This window comes from Ruegeria sp. AD11(2025) (assembly GCF_056542405.1).
Map to the genome: position 1 here is coordinate 160,114 of NZ_JBQFZU010000001.1, position 14,930 is coordinate 175,043.

The 14,930-nt window shown below is 56.0% G+C and carries 15 protein-coding genes and 1 tRNA gene; 7 read left to right on the forward strand and 9 right to left on the reverse strand.

Translation table 11 applies throughout. The annotated features are described in order from the left end of the window. Positions 1-57: 57 nt before the first annotated feature. Both gltX and gltA read left to right on the forward strand, forming a co-directional pair. Positions 58-1,458: a glutamate--tRNA ligase gene (gene gltX / locus ACR1XY_RS00880; protein ID WP_480589192.1), complete on the forward strand. Its 1,401-nt coding sequence runs from the start codon at positions 58-60 to the stop codon at positions 1,456-1,458. 121 nt (positions 1,459-1,579) lie between these two features. Next, positions 1,580-2,872 carry a citrate synthase gene (gene gltA / locus ACR1XY_RS00885; protein WP_480589194.1) on the forward strand — a complete coding sequence of 431 codons (1,293 nt, stop codon included), beginning with the start codon at positions 1,580-1,582 and terminating at the stop codon, positions 2,870-2,872. A 49-nt stretch (positions 2,873-2,921) separates the two neighbouring features. On the opposite strand, the gene ACR1XY_RS00890 is transcribed toward gltA, so the two are convergent. Continuing rightward, entirely contained in the window at positions 2,922-3,986 is a 1,065-nt protein-coding gene (locus ACR1XY_RS00890; protein WP_480589196.1) for a PA0069 family radical SAM protein, read from the reverse strand. Between the two features lie 301 nt (positions 3,987-4,287). Here ACR1XY_RS00890 and ACR1XY_RS00895 point away from each other — a divergent pair, with 301 nt between their 5' ends. Continuing rightward, positions 4,288-4,986, forward strand: coding sequence for a corrinoid protein (locus ACR1XY_RS00895; protein ID WP_480589198.1), 699 nt, complete (start codon positions 4,288-4,290; stop codon positions 4,984-4,986). 101 nt (positions 4,987-5,087) lie between these two features. Beyond that, positions 5,088-5,753, forward strand: a complete 666-nt coding sequence (locus tag ACR1XY_RS00900) for a DUF1638 domain-containing protein (RefSeq protein WP_480589200.1) — start codon at positions 5,088-5,090, stop codon at positions 5,751-5,753. 6 nt (positions 5,754-5,759) lie between these two features. On the opposite strand, the gene ACR1XY_RS00905 is transcribed toward ACR1XY_RS00900, so the two are convergent. Continuing rightward, positions 5,760-6,170: a SufE family protein gene (locus ACR1XY_RS00905; protein WP_480589202.1), complete on the reverse strand. Its 411-nt coding sequence runs from the start codon at positions 6,168-6,170 to the stop codon at positions 5,760-5,762. A gap of 139 nt (positions 6,171-6,309) precedes the next feature. Between ACR1XY_RS00905 and ACR1XY_RS00910 the strand changes: the two genes are divergently transcribed. Continuing rightward, positions 6,310-6,828, forward strand: a complete 519-nt coding sequence (locus ACR1XY_RS00910) for a hypothetical protein (protein ID WP_480589204.1) — start codon at positions 6,310-6,312, stop codon at positions 6,826-6,828. Positions 6,829-6,834: 6 nt separating this feature from the next. Here ACR1XY_RS00910 and rnd read toward each other — a convergent pair whose 3' ends face one another. The 3 genes from rnd to purM all read right to left on the reverse strand — a co-directional run bounded on the left by rnd (position 6,835) and on the right by purM (position 9,743). Beyond that, positions 6,835-7,992 (reverse strand): ribonuclease D, encoded by a 1,158-nt coding sequence (gene rnd / locus ACR1XY_RS00915; protein ID WP_480589206.1) that lies wholly within the window; start codon positions 7,990-7,992, stop codon positions 6,835-6,837. Positions 7,993-8,103: 111 nt separating this feature from the next. After that, entirely contained in the window at positions 8,104-8,700 is a 597-nt protein-coding gene (gene purN, locus ACR1XY_RS00920) for a phosphoribosylglycinamide formyltransferase (protein ID WP_480589208.1), read from the reverse strand. Further along, positions 8,697-9,743, reverse strand: a complete 1,047-nt coding sequence (gene purM / locus ACR1XY_RS00925; RefSeq protein WP_480589210.1) for a phosphoribosylformylglycinamidine cyclo-ligase — start codon at positions 9,741-9,743, stop codon at positions 8,697-8,699. Before purM ends, purN begins: the two co-directional genes overlap by 4 nt. A 107-nt stretch (positions 9,744-9,850) precedes the next feature. On the opposite strand from purM, the gene ACR1XY_RS00930 reads away from it, so the two are divergent. Then, a tRNA-Ile gene (locus tag ACR1XY_RS00930) sits at positions 9,851-9,927 on the forward strand. Positions 9,928-10,239: 312 nt separating this feature from the next. On the opposite strand, the gene ACR1XY_RS00935 is transcribed toward ACR1XY_RS00930, so the two are convergent. The 3 genes from ACR1XY_RS00935 to ACR1XY_RS00945 form a co-directional block, all read right to left on the reverse strand. Continuing rightward, the gene (locus ACR1XY_RS00935; protein ID WP_480589212.1) at positions 10,240-10,653 is read right to left on the reverse strand and encodes a phage upper tail fiber protein; all 414 of its coding nucleotides are present in this window, start codon (positions 10,651-10,653) and stop codon (positions 10,240-10,242) included. Between the two features lie 133 nt (positions 10,654-10,786). Next, positions 10,787-11,200 carry a hypothetical protein gene (locus ACR1XY_RS00940; protein ID WP_480589214.1) on the reverse strand — a complete coding sequence of 138 codons (414 nt, stop codon included), beginning with the start codon at positions 11,198-11,200 and terminating at the stop codon, positions 10,787-10,789. A gap of 761 nt (positions 11,201-11,961) precedes the next feature. Next, positions 11,962-12,456 carry a hypothetical protein gene (locus tag ACR1XY_RS00945; RefSeq protein ID WP_480589216.1) on the reverse strand — a complete coding sequence of 165 codons (495 nt, stop codon included), beginning with the start codon at positions 12,454-12,456 and terminating at the stop codon, positions 11,962-11,964. A gap of 328 nt (positions 12,457-12,784) precedes the next feature. Here ACR1XY_RS00945 and ACR1XY_RS00950 point away from each other — a divergent pair, with 328 nt between their 5' ends. Further along, positions 12,785-13,396 carry a DUF1194 domain-containing protein gene (locus ACR1XY_RS00950; protein WP_480589218.1) on the forward strand — a complete coding sequence of 204 codons (612 nt, stop codon included), beginning with the start codon at positions 12,785-12,787 and terminating at the stop codon, positions 13,394-13,396. Positions 13,397-13,684: 288 nt separating this feature from the next. Here the strand turns inward: ACR1XY_RS00950 and ACR1XY_RS00955 are convergent, their stop codons facing one another. Beyond that, positions 13,685-14,617, reverse strand: a complete 933-nt coding sequence (locus ACR1XY_RS00955) for a LysR family transcriptional regulator (RefSeq protein ID WP_480589220.1) — start codon at positions 14,615-14,617, stop codon at positions 13,685-13,687. Positions 14,618-14,930: the final 313 nt, after the last annotated feature.

The following is a 14,930-nucleotide window of genomic DNA, read 5'->3' on the forward strand; positions in this document are numbered from 1 at the left end:
TCGTTAGACAGACGCCAAACTATGCCAGACACGGTTACCAAAAGGTTAATCCAAACAATGTCCGATCAGGTCGTCACCCGTTTTGCCCCTTCACCCACCGGTTTTCTGCATATTGGCGGAGCCCGTACCGCGCTGTTCAATTGGCTTTATGCCCGTGGGCGCGGCGGCAAGTTCCTGCTGCGGATCGAAGACACCGACCGTGAACGCTCGACCCCCGAGGCGACTGCGGCGATCTTGCAGGGAATGGAATGGCTGGGACTGGACCATGATGGCGACGTCATCAGCCAGTTCGAGGGGGCAGCGCGTCACGCCGAAGTGGCCCATCAGCTGCTGGACGAGGGCAAGGCATACAAGTGCTTTTCGACTCAGGACGAAATCGCCGAATTCCGCGAACAGGCCCGGGTCGACGGCAAATCAACACTGTTCCGCAGCCCTTGGCGTGATGCCGACCCGGCGACCCACCCGGACGCGCCTTTCGTGATCCGCATCAAGGCTCCTCAAGACGGCACAACCGTGATCCGCGATCAGGTGCAGGGCGACGTGACCATCCGCAACGATCAGCTGGACGACATGATCTTGCTGCGCTCAGACGGGACACCGGTCTATATGCTGGCTGTTGTGGTCGATGATCACGATATGGGCGTGACCCATGTGATCCGCGGTGACGATCACCTGAACAATGCCGCGCGCCAAATGATGATCTATGAGGCGATGGGCTGGGATGTTCCAGTCTGGGCACATATCCCGCTGATTCACGGACCGGACGGCAAGAAACTGTCGAAACGTCACGGCGCCTTGGGCGCCCAGGAATACCAGGCGATGGGCTACCCTGCGGCAGGTATGCGCAACTATCTGGCCCGTCTCGGCTGGAGCCACGGCGACGACGAGTTTTTCACCGACGAACAGGCGAAGGAGTGGTTCGATCTTGACGGAATTGGTAAAAGCCCGGCCCGCTTCGACTTGAAAAAGCTCGAAAATCTCTGCGGGCAACATATTGCTGTTTCGGATGACGCTGCACTGCGGCAAGAAATCGAAGCCTATCTGGACGCAGCGGAACTTCCCCGTCTGAGTGCGAAGCAATCAAGCGATCTTGAACGTGCGATGTATTGTCTTAAGGATCGTGCGCGTACATTCCCGGAACTGCTTGAAAAAGCTTACTTTGCACTGATTTCCCGCCCCATTAACCCGGATGAAAAAGCAGCCAAGGCACTGCAATCTGTATCCGACGGTATACTGAAAGAATTGACGCCGCACCTGCAAAATGCTAGCTGGTCGCGAAACGAACTGGAGGAGGCCCTCAACGCCTTTGCAGAGGCACAGGGGATCAAGTTTGGCAAACTGGCCGGCCCTCTTAGGGCGATACTGGCGGGTCGCGCTGTAACACCTTCGGTTTTTGACATGATGCTTGTGCTGGGGCGCGATGAGACTCTGGCGCGGCTTTCCGACGCAGCAAACTAATCCTGGGTTCATATTCAGGTAACGCTGCTCCGCTACGACCCGGTCAGCGCATCCGTGCGTGACCGCCGACCGCACAGCCGATCACTCTTTCGGCACGCGCATGAACGAGGAAGGGACAAAAATGACCGACAACAAAACAGCCACTCTAAAAGTCCATGGTCAAACTTACGAGTTGCCGGTTCATTCGCCAACCGCAGGACCTGACGTAATCGATATCCGTAAGCTCTATGGCCAGGCTGGCGTATTCACCTATGATCCTGGCTTTACGTCGACGGCCAGCTGCGACAGCACCATCACCTATATCGACGGTGAAAAGGGCGAGCTTCTGCACCGCGGTTACCCGATCGACCAACTGGCTGAGAAATCCCACTTCCTCGAGGTTTGCTACCTGCTGCTGTACGGAGAGTTGCCAGCCGCCAAGGATCTGGAAAAGTTCGAAACCACCATCACCCGTCACACCATGCTGCACGAGCAGATGCAGTATTTCTACCGCGGTTTCCGCCGTGACGCGCATCCGATGGCGATCATGGTTGGCGTAGTTGGCGCAATGTCGGCCTTCTACCACGACTCGACCGACATTTCGGACCCGCATCAGCGCGAGGTCGCCTCACATCGTCTGATCGCCAAGATGCCGACCATTGCGGCCTGGGCGTTTAAATACCACATCGGTCAGCCCTTCGTGTATCCGCGCAACGATCTGGACTATGCGTCGAACTTCCTGAGCATGTGCTTTGCCGTTCCGGCTGAAGATTATGAGGTCAACCCGATCCTAAGCCGCGCGATGGACCGGATTCTGACTCTGCACGCGGATCACGAACAGAACGCATCGACATCGACCGTGCGTCTGGCCTCGTCTTCCGGCGCGAACCCGTTCGCCTGTATCGCTGCCGGCGTTGCCTGCCTTTGGGGCCCTGCCCATGGCGGCGCAAACCAGGCCTGTCTGGAGATGCTGGAAGAAATCGGCTCGGTCGATCGAATCCCCGAATATATCGCCCGCGCCAAGGACAAGAACGATCCGTTCCGCCTGATGGGCTTTGGCCACCGCGTCTACAAGAACTTCGACCCGCGTGCCAAGGTGATGAAGCAGTCTGCAGACGAAGTGCTGGATCTGCTGGGCATCGAAAACAACCCGAAATTGCAGGTTGCAAAGGCGCTTGAAAAACAGGCGCTGGAAGATCCGTATTTCTCCGAGAAGAAACTGTTCCCGAACGTGGATTTCTATTCGGGCATCATCCTCGAGGCGATGGGTTTCCCGACCTCGATGTTCACTCCGATCTTTGCGCTGTCGCGCACCGTTGGCTGGGTCAGCCAATGGAAAGAGATGATTGCCGATCCTCAGAACAAGATCGGTCGTCCGCGCCAGTTGTATCTGGGCGAAACCAAACGCGATTACGTGGACATCGAGAACCGCTGATCGCCGCGATTGAATGCCAAAGCCCCGGACCTGGATCCGGGGCTTTTTTCTATAGCAGGGTCAATTGATCACCAATCTGAGCCGGGCGGGCAAACAAATCGTATCGCAAAGGTGGTGTGCGCGTCGCCAGCCCCAGACGTTTGACCGCCAGCGCGAACCGCTTGGCAATCAGTCCTGCGTATTCCCCTTCACCACGCATCCGGTGACCCCAGCGTGGGTCATAGTCCCTGCCCCCATGCATTTCACGCAGCTTTGACATGATCTTTTCGGCGCGTGCTGGCTCGTGATCCTTCAGCCAACCCTGCCAAAGTTCCGAAACTTCGCGCGGCAGGCGCAACATTATCCAGCTGGCGGCATCCGCGCCCGCGTCCCTGCCCGCCTCAAGCAAGTATTCCAGTTCGTGATCCGTTAGCCCCGGAATCACTGGAGACGTCATGACCCGCACCGGTACACCCGCCTCGGTCAGTCGGCGAATGATGGCCAGCCGCCGCCGTGGTGACGGTGCGCGCGGCTCCATCCGGCGGGACAAATCTGCATCCAGTGTGGTCAGCGAAATCCCGACCCGGACCAACCCCTTCGTCGCCATCTGTGCCAGAATATCCAAATCCCGCTCGATCAATGCCCCTTTGGTGACAATGCCGACAGGATGGTTGAACTCCTGAAGAACCGAGAGGCAATCTCTCGTTATTTTGCGGTTTTTCTCTATCGGCTGATACGGGTCCGTATTTGTTCCCAATGCGATGGTCGCCACTTTGTAGCTCTTGGCAGATAGCTCTTTGCGTAGGGTATCCGCCGAATTCGGGCGGGCAATCAGGCGGGTTTCAAAATCCAGACCCGGAGACATTCCCAGATAGGCGTGAGTCGGGCGGGCAAAGCAATAAACGCAGCCATGTTCGCACCCGCGGTAAGGGTTGATCGAGCGGTCAAAAGGCAGGTCTGGCGAGCGGTTATACGTAATCAGGCTGCGCGCGACCTCATCTCTGACATCTGTCCGTAAAGGCGGGATATCCTCTTCAATCTCCCAGCCGTCGTCACAGGGCACCGTGTCGAACTGCTCGAACCGACCAGCTGTGTTTGAGGCGGCTCCCCGGCCTCGGATATGCGGTGCAGCCATATTTGTTCCCGTTATGTTCACCTCTTGGTTATATAGGTTTTCATGGAACCCGACAAGCAGGCTGCACAGTTTCGAGGATTTTTCAGCCACTTGATCCCGACGAGACCAGAAAGCAGGAAATTGAACAGAATGCAGGATCATCTTGCAGAAAATTCTGTCGAGCCGAGCAAGAATCTGACGTATAGGTCGGTCTCGAAACTACTGAGGTCGCAATCGTCACAGTCAAACTGCGGCGTTTTGGCCAAAACGGCAAAAATGCCACCACGGGCCGTATGGTCCGCACAGCTCAGGGAAGCGCCCCATGTCCGACGAAGAAGACATCGTCCTGTCCGAACTCAACGACGAAGAACTTGTCGAACAGATGTTCGACGATCTTTACGACGGTCTGAAAGAAGAAATCGAAGAAGGTGTAAACATCCTGCTGGAACGCGGATGGACTCCTTATAACATTCTGACCAAGGCTCTGGTCGGTGGTATGACCGTTGTTGGCCACGACTTCCGCGACGGCATCCTGTTCGTCCCCGAAGTTCTGCTGGCTGCCAACGCGATGAAAGGCGGCATGGCCATCCTCAAGCCGCTGCTGGCCGAAACCGGCGCACCGCGCGTCGGCAAGATGGTCATCGGCACCGTGAAGGGCGACATCCACGACATCGGCAAGAACCTGGTTTCGATGATGATGGAAGGTGCAGGTTTCGAGGTTGTCGATATCGGCATCAACAATCCGGTCGAAAACTATCTGGAAGCGCTGGAAAGCGAACAGCCCGACATTCTGGGCATGTCGGCCCTGCTGACCACGACCATGCCTTATATGAAGGTTGTGATCGACACGCTGGTCGAACAAGGCCTACGCGAAGAATATATCGTTCTGGTTGGAGGCGCACCGCTGAACGAAGAGTTCGGCAAAGCGATCGGTGCAGACGGTTACTGCCGTGACGCGGCTGTGGCCGTGGAAATGGCCAAGGATTTCGTCTCGCGCAAGCACAACCAACTGGCCGGCTGATCGGACAATTTATGTGTTCAAGGGTCGTCCGGTTTTCGGGCGGCCCTTTTTTGTTTCCGCAAGCTGCACTATCTGTCGCATAGATTTCCGAGGGGTGCCCGATGCAAAAGGACAAATTGCCGGACGATGCCAGCCTGACAACCAAGGGCTACGCCGCTGACACGCAGGGGCAAATTCTGCTGTTGGCCTGCGGTGCACTTGCGCGCGAGATTCTGGATTTAAAACGCCGAAACGGCTGGGACCACATGGCGCTGACCTGTCTGCCCGCGATTCTGCATATCCACCCGGAAAAGATCACTCAGGCGGTTCAGGAGGCGGTGGCAAAGCATCGCGATCACTATGATCAGATCTTTGTTGTCTATGCTGACTGCGGCACTGGCGGCTTGCTGGAGAAAGCGTGCAAGGAATTGGGCGTTGAGATGGTAAAAGGCCCCCACTGCTATTCTTTCTTCGAAGGAAATCAAGCATTTGAGGCCCGGGGCGAGGATGAAACCACCGCCTTTTACCTGACTGACTTTCTGGCGCGCCAGTTCGATGCCTTTGTCTGGAAACCTCTCGGCCTCGACCGGCACCCGGAACTGCGCGACATGTATTTCGGCAATTACACCAAGCTGGTCTATCAGGCGCAGATCGAAGATCCTGACCTGACCGCCCGCGCCCGTGAATGCGCCGCGCGGATGGGTTTGGAGTTCGAACGTCGCTTTACCGGCTATGGCGATCTCGAATCCACGCTGACGGATTGGGCAAACCGCAAACCGGCAGATTGAACCGCGTCAGGCGTTTTCCTGCGCGACGTCACGGATGCGTTCGATCATCGCACGCAGCCCGTTTGAACGCTGCGCCGACAGGTGATCGTTCAGACCCAGACGCGCCAGTTCACCACCTGCGTCCACCTTGGGCACCTCGTTGACCGGCAGCCCGTTATACAGCGACCGCAATACCGCGATCAGCCCCCGCACAATCAGCGCGTCACTGTCACCGTCAAAGCGAAAGACACCACCTTCGATAATGGGGTGCAGCCAAACTTGACTTGCGCAGCCGTTAACTTTTGTGGCTGGCACCTTGAGCGCGTCGTCGAGCGGCTCCATCGCTTTGCCCTGATCAATGACATGGCGGTACCGGTCTTCCCAGTCCTCCAGAAATTCGAAATCCTCGACAATTTCCTCAAAGGCAGGCGTGGCCATTTTGCGGCGGTCCTTTTGTTGCGATCACAATTGTGACCTATGCCGCCGACCTGCGCCTGTCCACCCCCAAGCGTGGCTTTTCAAACCGTGGAATTTGCGATAACCCATTGCTGGAATTACTGCTCTGGACGCCTGCACCATGCAAAAAACGTTTACTGTTCTTCTGGTCGCCGCCCTGACCGTCTCTGGCTGCAGCAGCTGGAGGGACTCGCGAGCCAACCCGTCCAACTGGTTCGGGTCAGGCACACCGGTTGAACCGGCAGAAAATGACGCCAATGTTCTGGTTCCGGAAAAAAAGGAAGGCGGCGGGCTGTTCTCTCGCCCCGAGGCCGAGGACACCAGCGTTCCGATTGCCAGAATTGACGAATTGCGGATCGACCCAACCGCAGGCGGCGCAATTGTCTATGTAGCTGGAACCGCAGCCCGCCAGGGAGCATACAACGCTCAGCTTGTTCGCACGGTGAGTGACGAGAACCAGAAGAACGGCATTCTGGAATTCACGTTCCGCGTGAATTACCCAACCAAGGCGACCAATCAGGGTACCGAGCGATCACGCATGGTGTCGGACGCCATCAACATCAGCAGGAAAGACCTGGAGAGCACGCGTTTGGTACGGGTCGTAGGACAGCAGAACGCATTGGAATCCCGTCGCCGGTAACCGGCGTTACAGCGATACAACCTCGACGTTCTGACCCTTTGCAGCCAGCGCGATCTTGCCGTCGCAAAGTTTCAGGGCGTCTTCGCCGAACACCTCGAATCGCCAGCCAGACATGGAGGGCAACTCCCGCTCGCCCGCTGCAATCTGGTCCAGTTCCGAACTGGTGGCGATCAGCTTGGCAGCCACGCCCGAACTTTCGGTTTTAGACTTCAACAGCACCCGCAGCAAATCCGCCAACGCCGGGTTCACCTTCAATTTGTCACGGCTGTTGTCGACGCGCGGCAATCGGTCCGAGGGACAGTTCACCCCTTCTTTGACGGCCGTTAATATACCCTCGGCAATTGCACCTTTTCGCGCCTCGCGCAGCAGCAGGCGCGAGCCGCCCAGATCGGACGGAGACTTGGGTTTGGTCGAGGCCAGCTCGATCAATGCATCATCCTTGAACACCCGGCTGCGCGGGACGTTGTTTTCCTGCGCATAAGCCTCGCGGAACTGTGCCAGCGCGCGCACCACGGCTAGAAACTTGGCCGAGTTCGTCCGTGTCTTTACCCGTTTCCACGCATCTTCGGGGCGAACATCATAAGTCGTGGGCAAGGTCAGTGTTCGCAACTCCTCGGCCACCCAATGACTGCGCTTCGATTTTTCCAGCTGGGTTGCAAGGTGTTCGTAGATCTGACGCAGATGGGTCACGTCGGCCAACGCATAGGTCTTTTGCGCCTCGGACAATGGCCGCCGGGACCAGTCGGTAAAGCGCGACGTCTTGTCCACCCCCTGCTTGCAGATCTTGCGTACCAGGGTTTCATAGCCCACCTGCTCGCCAAAGCCACAGACCATCGCGGCAACCTGGGTGTCGAACAAGGGCGTGGGAAAGACACCCGCCTCTACCCAGAAAATCTCAAGGTCCTGACGAGCAGCGTGGAAGACCTTGACCACGTTCTCGTTTCCAAACAGTTCATACAGCGGGTCCAGCGACAACCCGTCCGCCAGCGGATCGACTAGAACCGCGCTGTCTTCGCCCTCGGACGGAACTGCCAGCTGAATCAGGCAGAGTTTCGAATAGTAGGTCCGCTCGCGCAGAAACTCGGTATCTACGGTGACATAGTCATATTCCGCCGCGGCCTTGCAGAAATCGGCCAGCTCTTGCGTCGTTGTCAGGGTTTTCATGCGCGATGCTATTCTTGCTCTTGTTATCTTCGGCTGATCATCTTGTCCGTACCCAGCCGTAGTGCAGACCATAGGCTGATTATGACACATGTGTAAATCACCCCGAGACGTTCAGGGCAGCAACACCGGAGTCCGATCTCCACTGGCGTAACGGCGCAACACTGCGGGATAAAGCTTGTGCTCCCACACCAGCACGCGGGCGGCCAGGTCTTCAGGCGTGTCGCCAGGTTCGATGTTCACCCGTGCCTGCCCTAGGATCGGGCCATCATCCAGCGCCGCCGTCACCTCGTGGACCGAACATCCATGTTCGGCATCCCCGGCCTCAATTGCGCGGGCATGGGTATTGAGCCCTTTGTATTTCGGCAGCAGCGAAGGGTGGATGTTCAGCATCCGCCCCTGAAAGCGTGAAACGAAATCGCCGGTCAGTACCCGCATGAACCCGGCAAGGGAAACAATATCGGGTTGCGCCTGTTCCAATGGTTTCAACAATTCGGCCTCAAACGCGGCCCGGTCGCCCTTGAAGGGGCGATGGTCTATCGACGCCGTCGGGATGCCGCGCGCGGCCGCTTTTTTCAGCCCGCCTGCCTCGGCGTCATTCGACAGAACCAGACAGGGCCGCGCCGGGTGGTCTCCGATCATGCTGTCGATCAGCGACACCATGTTGGAACCACCCCCGGAAATCAGGATGGCGACGCGTTTTTCACTCACAGCAGCTTGCCCGAATAGTTCATGCCGGGGGTGCCGGTGACGGTGCCAAGACGTGAAACCGTCTCACCCGCCTTGGCCAAAAGCGCAGTCAGCCCGTCGGCGCGATCTTCGGCGCAGACTACGATCATACCGACGCCGCAGTTGAAGGTCTTCAGCATCTCGGTCTCGGCGATACCGCCAGTTTCGGCCATCCAGCGGAAGACGGGCGGCAGGTCCCAGGCGTTCAGGTCGATCTCGGCGCCCAGCCCCTCGGGCAGAACGCGCGGCAGGTTCTCGGTCAGACCGCCGCCGGTGATATGGGCCAGCGCGTGCACGCCCCCTGCCCGGATCACCTGCAGCGCTGGTTTCACATACAGCCGCGTGGGCGTCAGCAGTACCTCGCCCAGCGAGCCGTCCCCAAAGGGCGACGCGGCATCCCAGCCCAGACCCGACATTTCAACCAGCTTGCGCACCAGCGAATAGCCGTTCGAGTGCACCCCGTTCGAGGCCAGACCCAGCAGAACATCACCCTGCTTAACGTCTGCGGGCAGATGCGCTCCACGCTCCATCGCACCGACCGAGAACCCGGCCAGATCGAAATCACCGTCGGGGTACATGCCGGGCATCTCAGCCGTCTCACCACCGATCAGCGCGCAACCAGACTGCACACAGCCCTCGGCAATGCCTTCGATGATCCGCGCGGCGGTGTCGGTATCCAGCTTGCCGGTGGCGAAATAGTCGAGGAAGAACAGCGGCTCGGCACCCTGGCAGATCAGGTCGTTGACGCACATTGCCACCAGATCGATGCCCACGCCATCGACTACACCAGTATCAATGGCGATCCGCAGCTTGGTGCCAACGCCGTCGGTCGCACCCACCAGAATCGGATCCTGATACCCGGCATCCTTCAGATCGAACAAGGCACCAAACCCGCCCAGCCCGCTCATCACGCCCGAGCGGTTGGTCCGCTTGGCCGCGGGCTTGATCCGGTCGACCAGAGCGTTCCCTGCATCAATATCAACGCCTGCATCGGCATAGGTGATTCCGTTCTTGCCCGTCGTCATGGCCAGCCCCTCATGAATGGTTCCCGCGCGGGTTATTCGATTGTGCGTCCTGTTGCAACGGTCAGGCTTGACGCGGGCGTTCACCGTGATAGGCAAAGCGCTCAGGCGGGCCTGTAGCTCAATTGGTTAGAGCAGAGCGCTCATAACGCTTTGGTTGGGGGTTCGAGTCCCTCCGGGCCTACCAGAAAATCCGCCAACTTATTGTTTTTATTAAGCTTAACTACTTCACGGGGTAAGACTTCCACCCTCAATGGAATCAAACACTTAGGTTGTCGACTACCCCACGAAATTCAAAACCTAACCGAATCCACCTCTGGCCGCCCGGTAGCTTTTCCGGCGTCGGCACGTCGTGGCGTTCCTACCAATCCGTGATCGCTGCCCAATGATCCTGCGTCTTGGTGGTGCACCTGCCGGAATGCAGATCGGTCACGGCATTCTCAAGCTATCGCCACCACTGGATCTTGAGATTCACTCCGTGCAATTTTACCCAGTCGCGCTATGCGGACTGCCAGTCACCGATCGGGCGGTCTTCAAGTTCTTTATCGCCCTCATCGCCACCAATGCTGTTGTCCAGATCAATGTCGGCTCGGGTCCATTTGTTGCCATTGGCGTCCGTAGCCGTGTAGGTGGTCGAGGAGTTCTTCGTTCCGATGGCAGCATATTCTGCCTGTGTCAGGCTCTTGGCGTTGGCCGTCTGATCTGCGCCGGCTACGCCTGTAGGATCGCTGTCGATTGTGTTTGCCTCGGTCCCATCAGCTACGTTCAGATCTGAGCGAACCTCAACCTCAGAATGACCTTCGACCGTGTCGACATCGGTAAATCGGGCAATGTCATTGGCCGCAGGAGTTTCAGAGGTATCAACCAGCGCGGTCGCGTCCGATAGACGCGCCTCAAGCAGATCCTTTACCAAGCAGATCCTTTACTTTGACATCTACAGATGATCTGCCACCCAGTCCGAGAAGGCCGGTATATGGCCGATCTCTCCGTAAACCTCCACCTGAGACAGTGGAAGCCAACCGCCTCTTCGAAACGACTTATAGCGCTTATAGGCCGAGAACCTCAGGGTTCGAAAAATACAAAAACAAAAGGACCATTAGCGCAATGAATGCCAATGTAAGAATAACCCGCCAAAAAAAGCTGGTAACAACTCCTATTAATGCAGATTGAAACACCAACTCTCCCGGATCGCTACTGTAGTCGAAGAATGACGGAAGAAACACAAAGGCAATTCCTGCGGCGGCAGCACCTACTAGTACTCGCCCCATGTAAGGCCATAGAGCATTTGCAACGAGACCTATGGCGGCAGCCATCGCTATGGGGTACCAAGTCTCAGAAAAATCATAGTTTTCAGTTAGCACGGCGAAGGACAACAACCCGACGCCGGCTCCAAAAACGATACTTGCGGGAGTGTACTCACTCCTATTTACCTGATTGCGTGCTTCTGGCTTTGCCGTCACAGGAGCTTTCTTTTTGGGAGGGGGTGCTGGCTTCGGACTTTCAGGGAGTAAACCTCTTCCCGCGCAGTTCCAACACGTAACCCAGTTTTCGTGCGTCGATTGACCACTACCCCCACAAGCCGAACATCTGGCCGAAGTATTGGATGCGACGTACCCGTTTCCACCACACCTAATACAAGACTTGTATCCGTCTAAAATCGAACCGGATCCGCTACATGTCGGACAACTCGCCATAACAATTCACCAAATCAAAAAATTGCCCAACAATGTACCAGAAGAGAAAATCTTTAGCTACTCTGGCAGAAATACGGTTCCTACGTTCTCGATCTCAATTTCCCATCTTCCGCATTTTTTTGATGTACCGCTCCAGTATATTGATCGCCGCGCCCCATGTATTGGGACCTTGATTGCTGTTGATGCTCTCGCCGATGTCCTGCGGTGATATTCCCTGCTCACGACATCAGCAGCAGTGTTAAGGGCTTCATCGAACGCCGATATGGAGTGATCATCCTCTAAGATTTTTGGATCTCGCTTCCGGTCCTGCCGCGGGCGCTGTCGGCGCGGTAACCTGGCTGGGTATCGATCGCTTCCACCGAATTTCCATGCTCGTTTCGACGCAGAGCTTTCCCGGGAGGATGTCGCTTCTGGTTTAACCGTTCTAGCCGCCTATCTCACTTTCACGACGCTGATCCGTCGGGCGTCTATTCCGACCTCCTGAAATGCTTCTACTATGGTTTACAACGCGTCGACCAAGGTTGCTTTCAGCTTCCGGGACTTCTGTATAGGTATGAACCTTGATCTGGTGTCGCTGCGCTGCGCTGCGACCACCAACCGAGCCGTATGGCAACTACGATTATCTCGTACCCGTAGATACGGTTCGTATCGACCAGATCGCGGACAGGAGTATCGTTGCGCGCACCCACCTTGAATTTCTTACCATTGGCGTGATGGCGGATGATGGGAAAGTCCTTCATACAGCGTTGCCCGACGTCCGCGATATGGCGGGCCTCAATCATCGCCGGATTAACGCCGCCCCCCTGACCCGTGCTTGCCACCGTCGACGGTTTCCTGTGCGAAAGTGTTGCCGTAGCCCATTCGAGCGAATTCAACGTTACCAACATGGTAGTTTCCAGCCGCCCGGAGTGCCTCAGATCAGCACTTGCGGGACTGGTCAGAGAATTTGAATAACGGAAGGTTTCTGACTCATCCGAACCATTGAGGAGTGAAGATGAGACGGAAAGCTGGAACTGCAACATGCCTGTCATCTGCCTTACGGGAAGGCGTCCAGCCTCCAATTCACGTTCCAGTTACCGACGGAGCTTCAGGGACAGGTGGGCGCAAGCACAACGCGTGATGTGGCCTGATCTTAATGTTTTGCCTGAGCCAGGTATTGATGACGGCTTGAGCGTGTTGTTGGCGAGAGGACGAAGAACCTTCGCCAACGGCAGCCGCATCTGATAACGTTCGATCACCAGAAATGCTGCTATTTCCGCCTGAATCCCCGGAGGTATGGTTTTGAGACGGCTGCTTTTTCTCCTTCTCGCGACTGTCGTGACAGTCGTGTCTGCCAATGCTGAGACGGATGTGGAACTGGAACTGGTATTGCTGGCCGACGCATCATCGAGCATTCGTGGAGATGAATTCGATCTACAGATCGGAGGATATGCACGGGCCTTCCGCGATCCGCAGGTGGTGCGGGCGATAGAGGATCTTGGCGGGAATGGAATTGCCATTACGTTTGTCCAGTGGAGCGCAACATTCCAGCAATTCGATATTGTACCCTGGCGAAGAGTTCATGACGCGGAAAGTGCAGAAGCTTTTGCCGAGGCGATTGAACACCAAGCGCGTCAGGTTGTCAGCTTTGGCACAGCTACGGGCAGTGCCCTTGCCTACGGCGAAAAGCTTTTTGGTCGTAACGCGTTCCGAAGCAAACGGAAGGTGATCGACATTACGTCGGATGAACACTCTAACCAGGGTCCGCATCCCCGGAACGTGCGCGACGCTATTGTGGAACAGGGCATCACGATCAACGGTCTGGCGATCCTCGATGACAGTTTTAAACTGGAAGCCTATTTCAGAGACGCTGTGATTGGTGGGCATGGCAGTTTCGTTATCGTTGTCGACACATATGCGGATTTCGCTTGGGCAATTCGCCTGAAGCTGTTGCATGAAATTAGTGGTGAGCCAATTTCGTAACGAAAGTCATTGGTAGAAAACGATCTGACGGACGTCCGGAAGCCACTTTGCTGGAACTCTCGAATATCCGCTCTGAACCCCAACAGGTCATTTCGGAGAGGCTGGTTTGCCGCATTCACATTGGCCCGCGCTCCAGTTCCTGGTGGACATTCGCGACCAGATATTGCAATTCCCAAAAGCGCTAAAAAGGTGAGCTTTCAATGTCGCTTCAAGGCGTTGCTATATTGCAGTCGTTCTTCGAATTGACCTGACTTAGTGGTTGAGACGACCGAACAGCCCGACAACGCGCTATTTCATAGATGTTGCTAGAACTTGATCCGCGATCCAATCGAACACAAGCCTGGGACCCCGGCCCGAACTGGTATGGCTCCGTGACATTACATAACCAGCGTCGCTAGTGACCAAATCGTCCGTAACGGTCACCAGAGAGCCTTTGCTGAGCAAATCATCAATCAATCCAATCCAGCCCAAAGCGACGCCATCGCCTGACAAAGCAGCCTGAGTGACCATGTCGTAATTGTTGAAACTGATGTAGTTTTTCTTCCTTTCGCCAGTTATGCCAAAGCTATCAAACCACCCTTGCCAGGTTTGCCAGGCTGCGGTTGCAGGTTTTGAAAGGCTCAGAAGTTGAACATCCAGCAAGTCCGCGGGATATTGGATTGGTCCAATCTTCTCTAATAGCTGAGGGCTGCAAACAGCGGCGACGACTTCTTCCAAGAGTAATATTTCATCAGGTTTGATCCGGTCTTTCGGCGCAACATGGATATGAATGTCGCAATCGGTATCATCCAAACCGGGCGGCACAGTTGAGGCCAAAATCTGAATTTCGATTTCATCCCCAATTTCCTCTCGGAGGTAACCAAGACGCGGTAGCAACCAGAAAGTTGAGAACGCAAAATCGGCTGAGATTCGAACCCTGGGTTTGGTTTTGCGTTCAAGCAAAGAATTTACCGCATAGTTCATCTGCGTCATTGCGGGTCTGACAACATTCAAAAGCCGCAACCCCTCGTATGTCAGTGAAACGCCACGGTGTTCTCTCTTGAAGAGGACGACGCCCAGATCAACCTCCAAACCTTTTATCCGTTGCGAGATCGAGGACTGGGTCAGCCCGAGAGCGTCTCCGGCACTTGTAAAGTTCCCGTGTTTCGCAACCATTTCGAACGCATAAAGCGCCACAAGGTTGCGACTTAGATTGGTATTAACTCTGCTAATGTCATCCATAACTACTCAGCTACTGCAAAAGAGAGAAAATATATACCAAAAACTGTGCTAATGGGCGCGAACGCAGCCCTGTGAGAGAAACACGGGAGCCAATGATAACCAAACAAAGCCGCGGCCATAAGCGCGGACAGACATCCGATTAACGAGATTCACGTGCATACGTTGGCTCTAAGAAGCTGAGAATTTCGGCAAATCTTAACTCCCGGACCCAATGAGATTGGCGAAGCAACTTGTTTGCATCGTTGGTCTCATTGGTTTCCCGGGAATATGGGCGGTCGGGTCAAAACAGACAGACTGCTCGGCCTGAAAACAA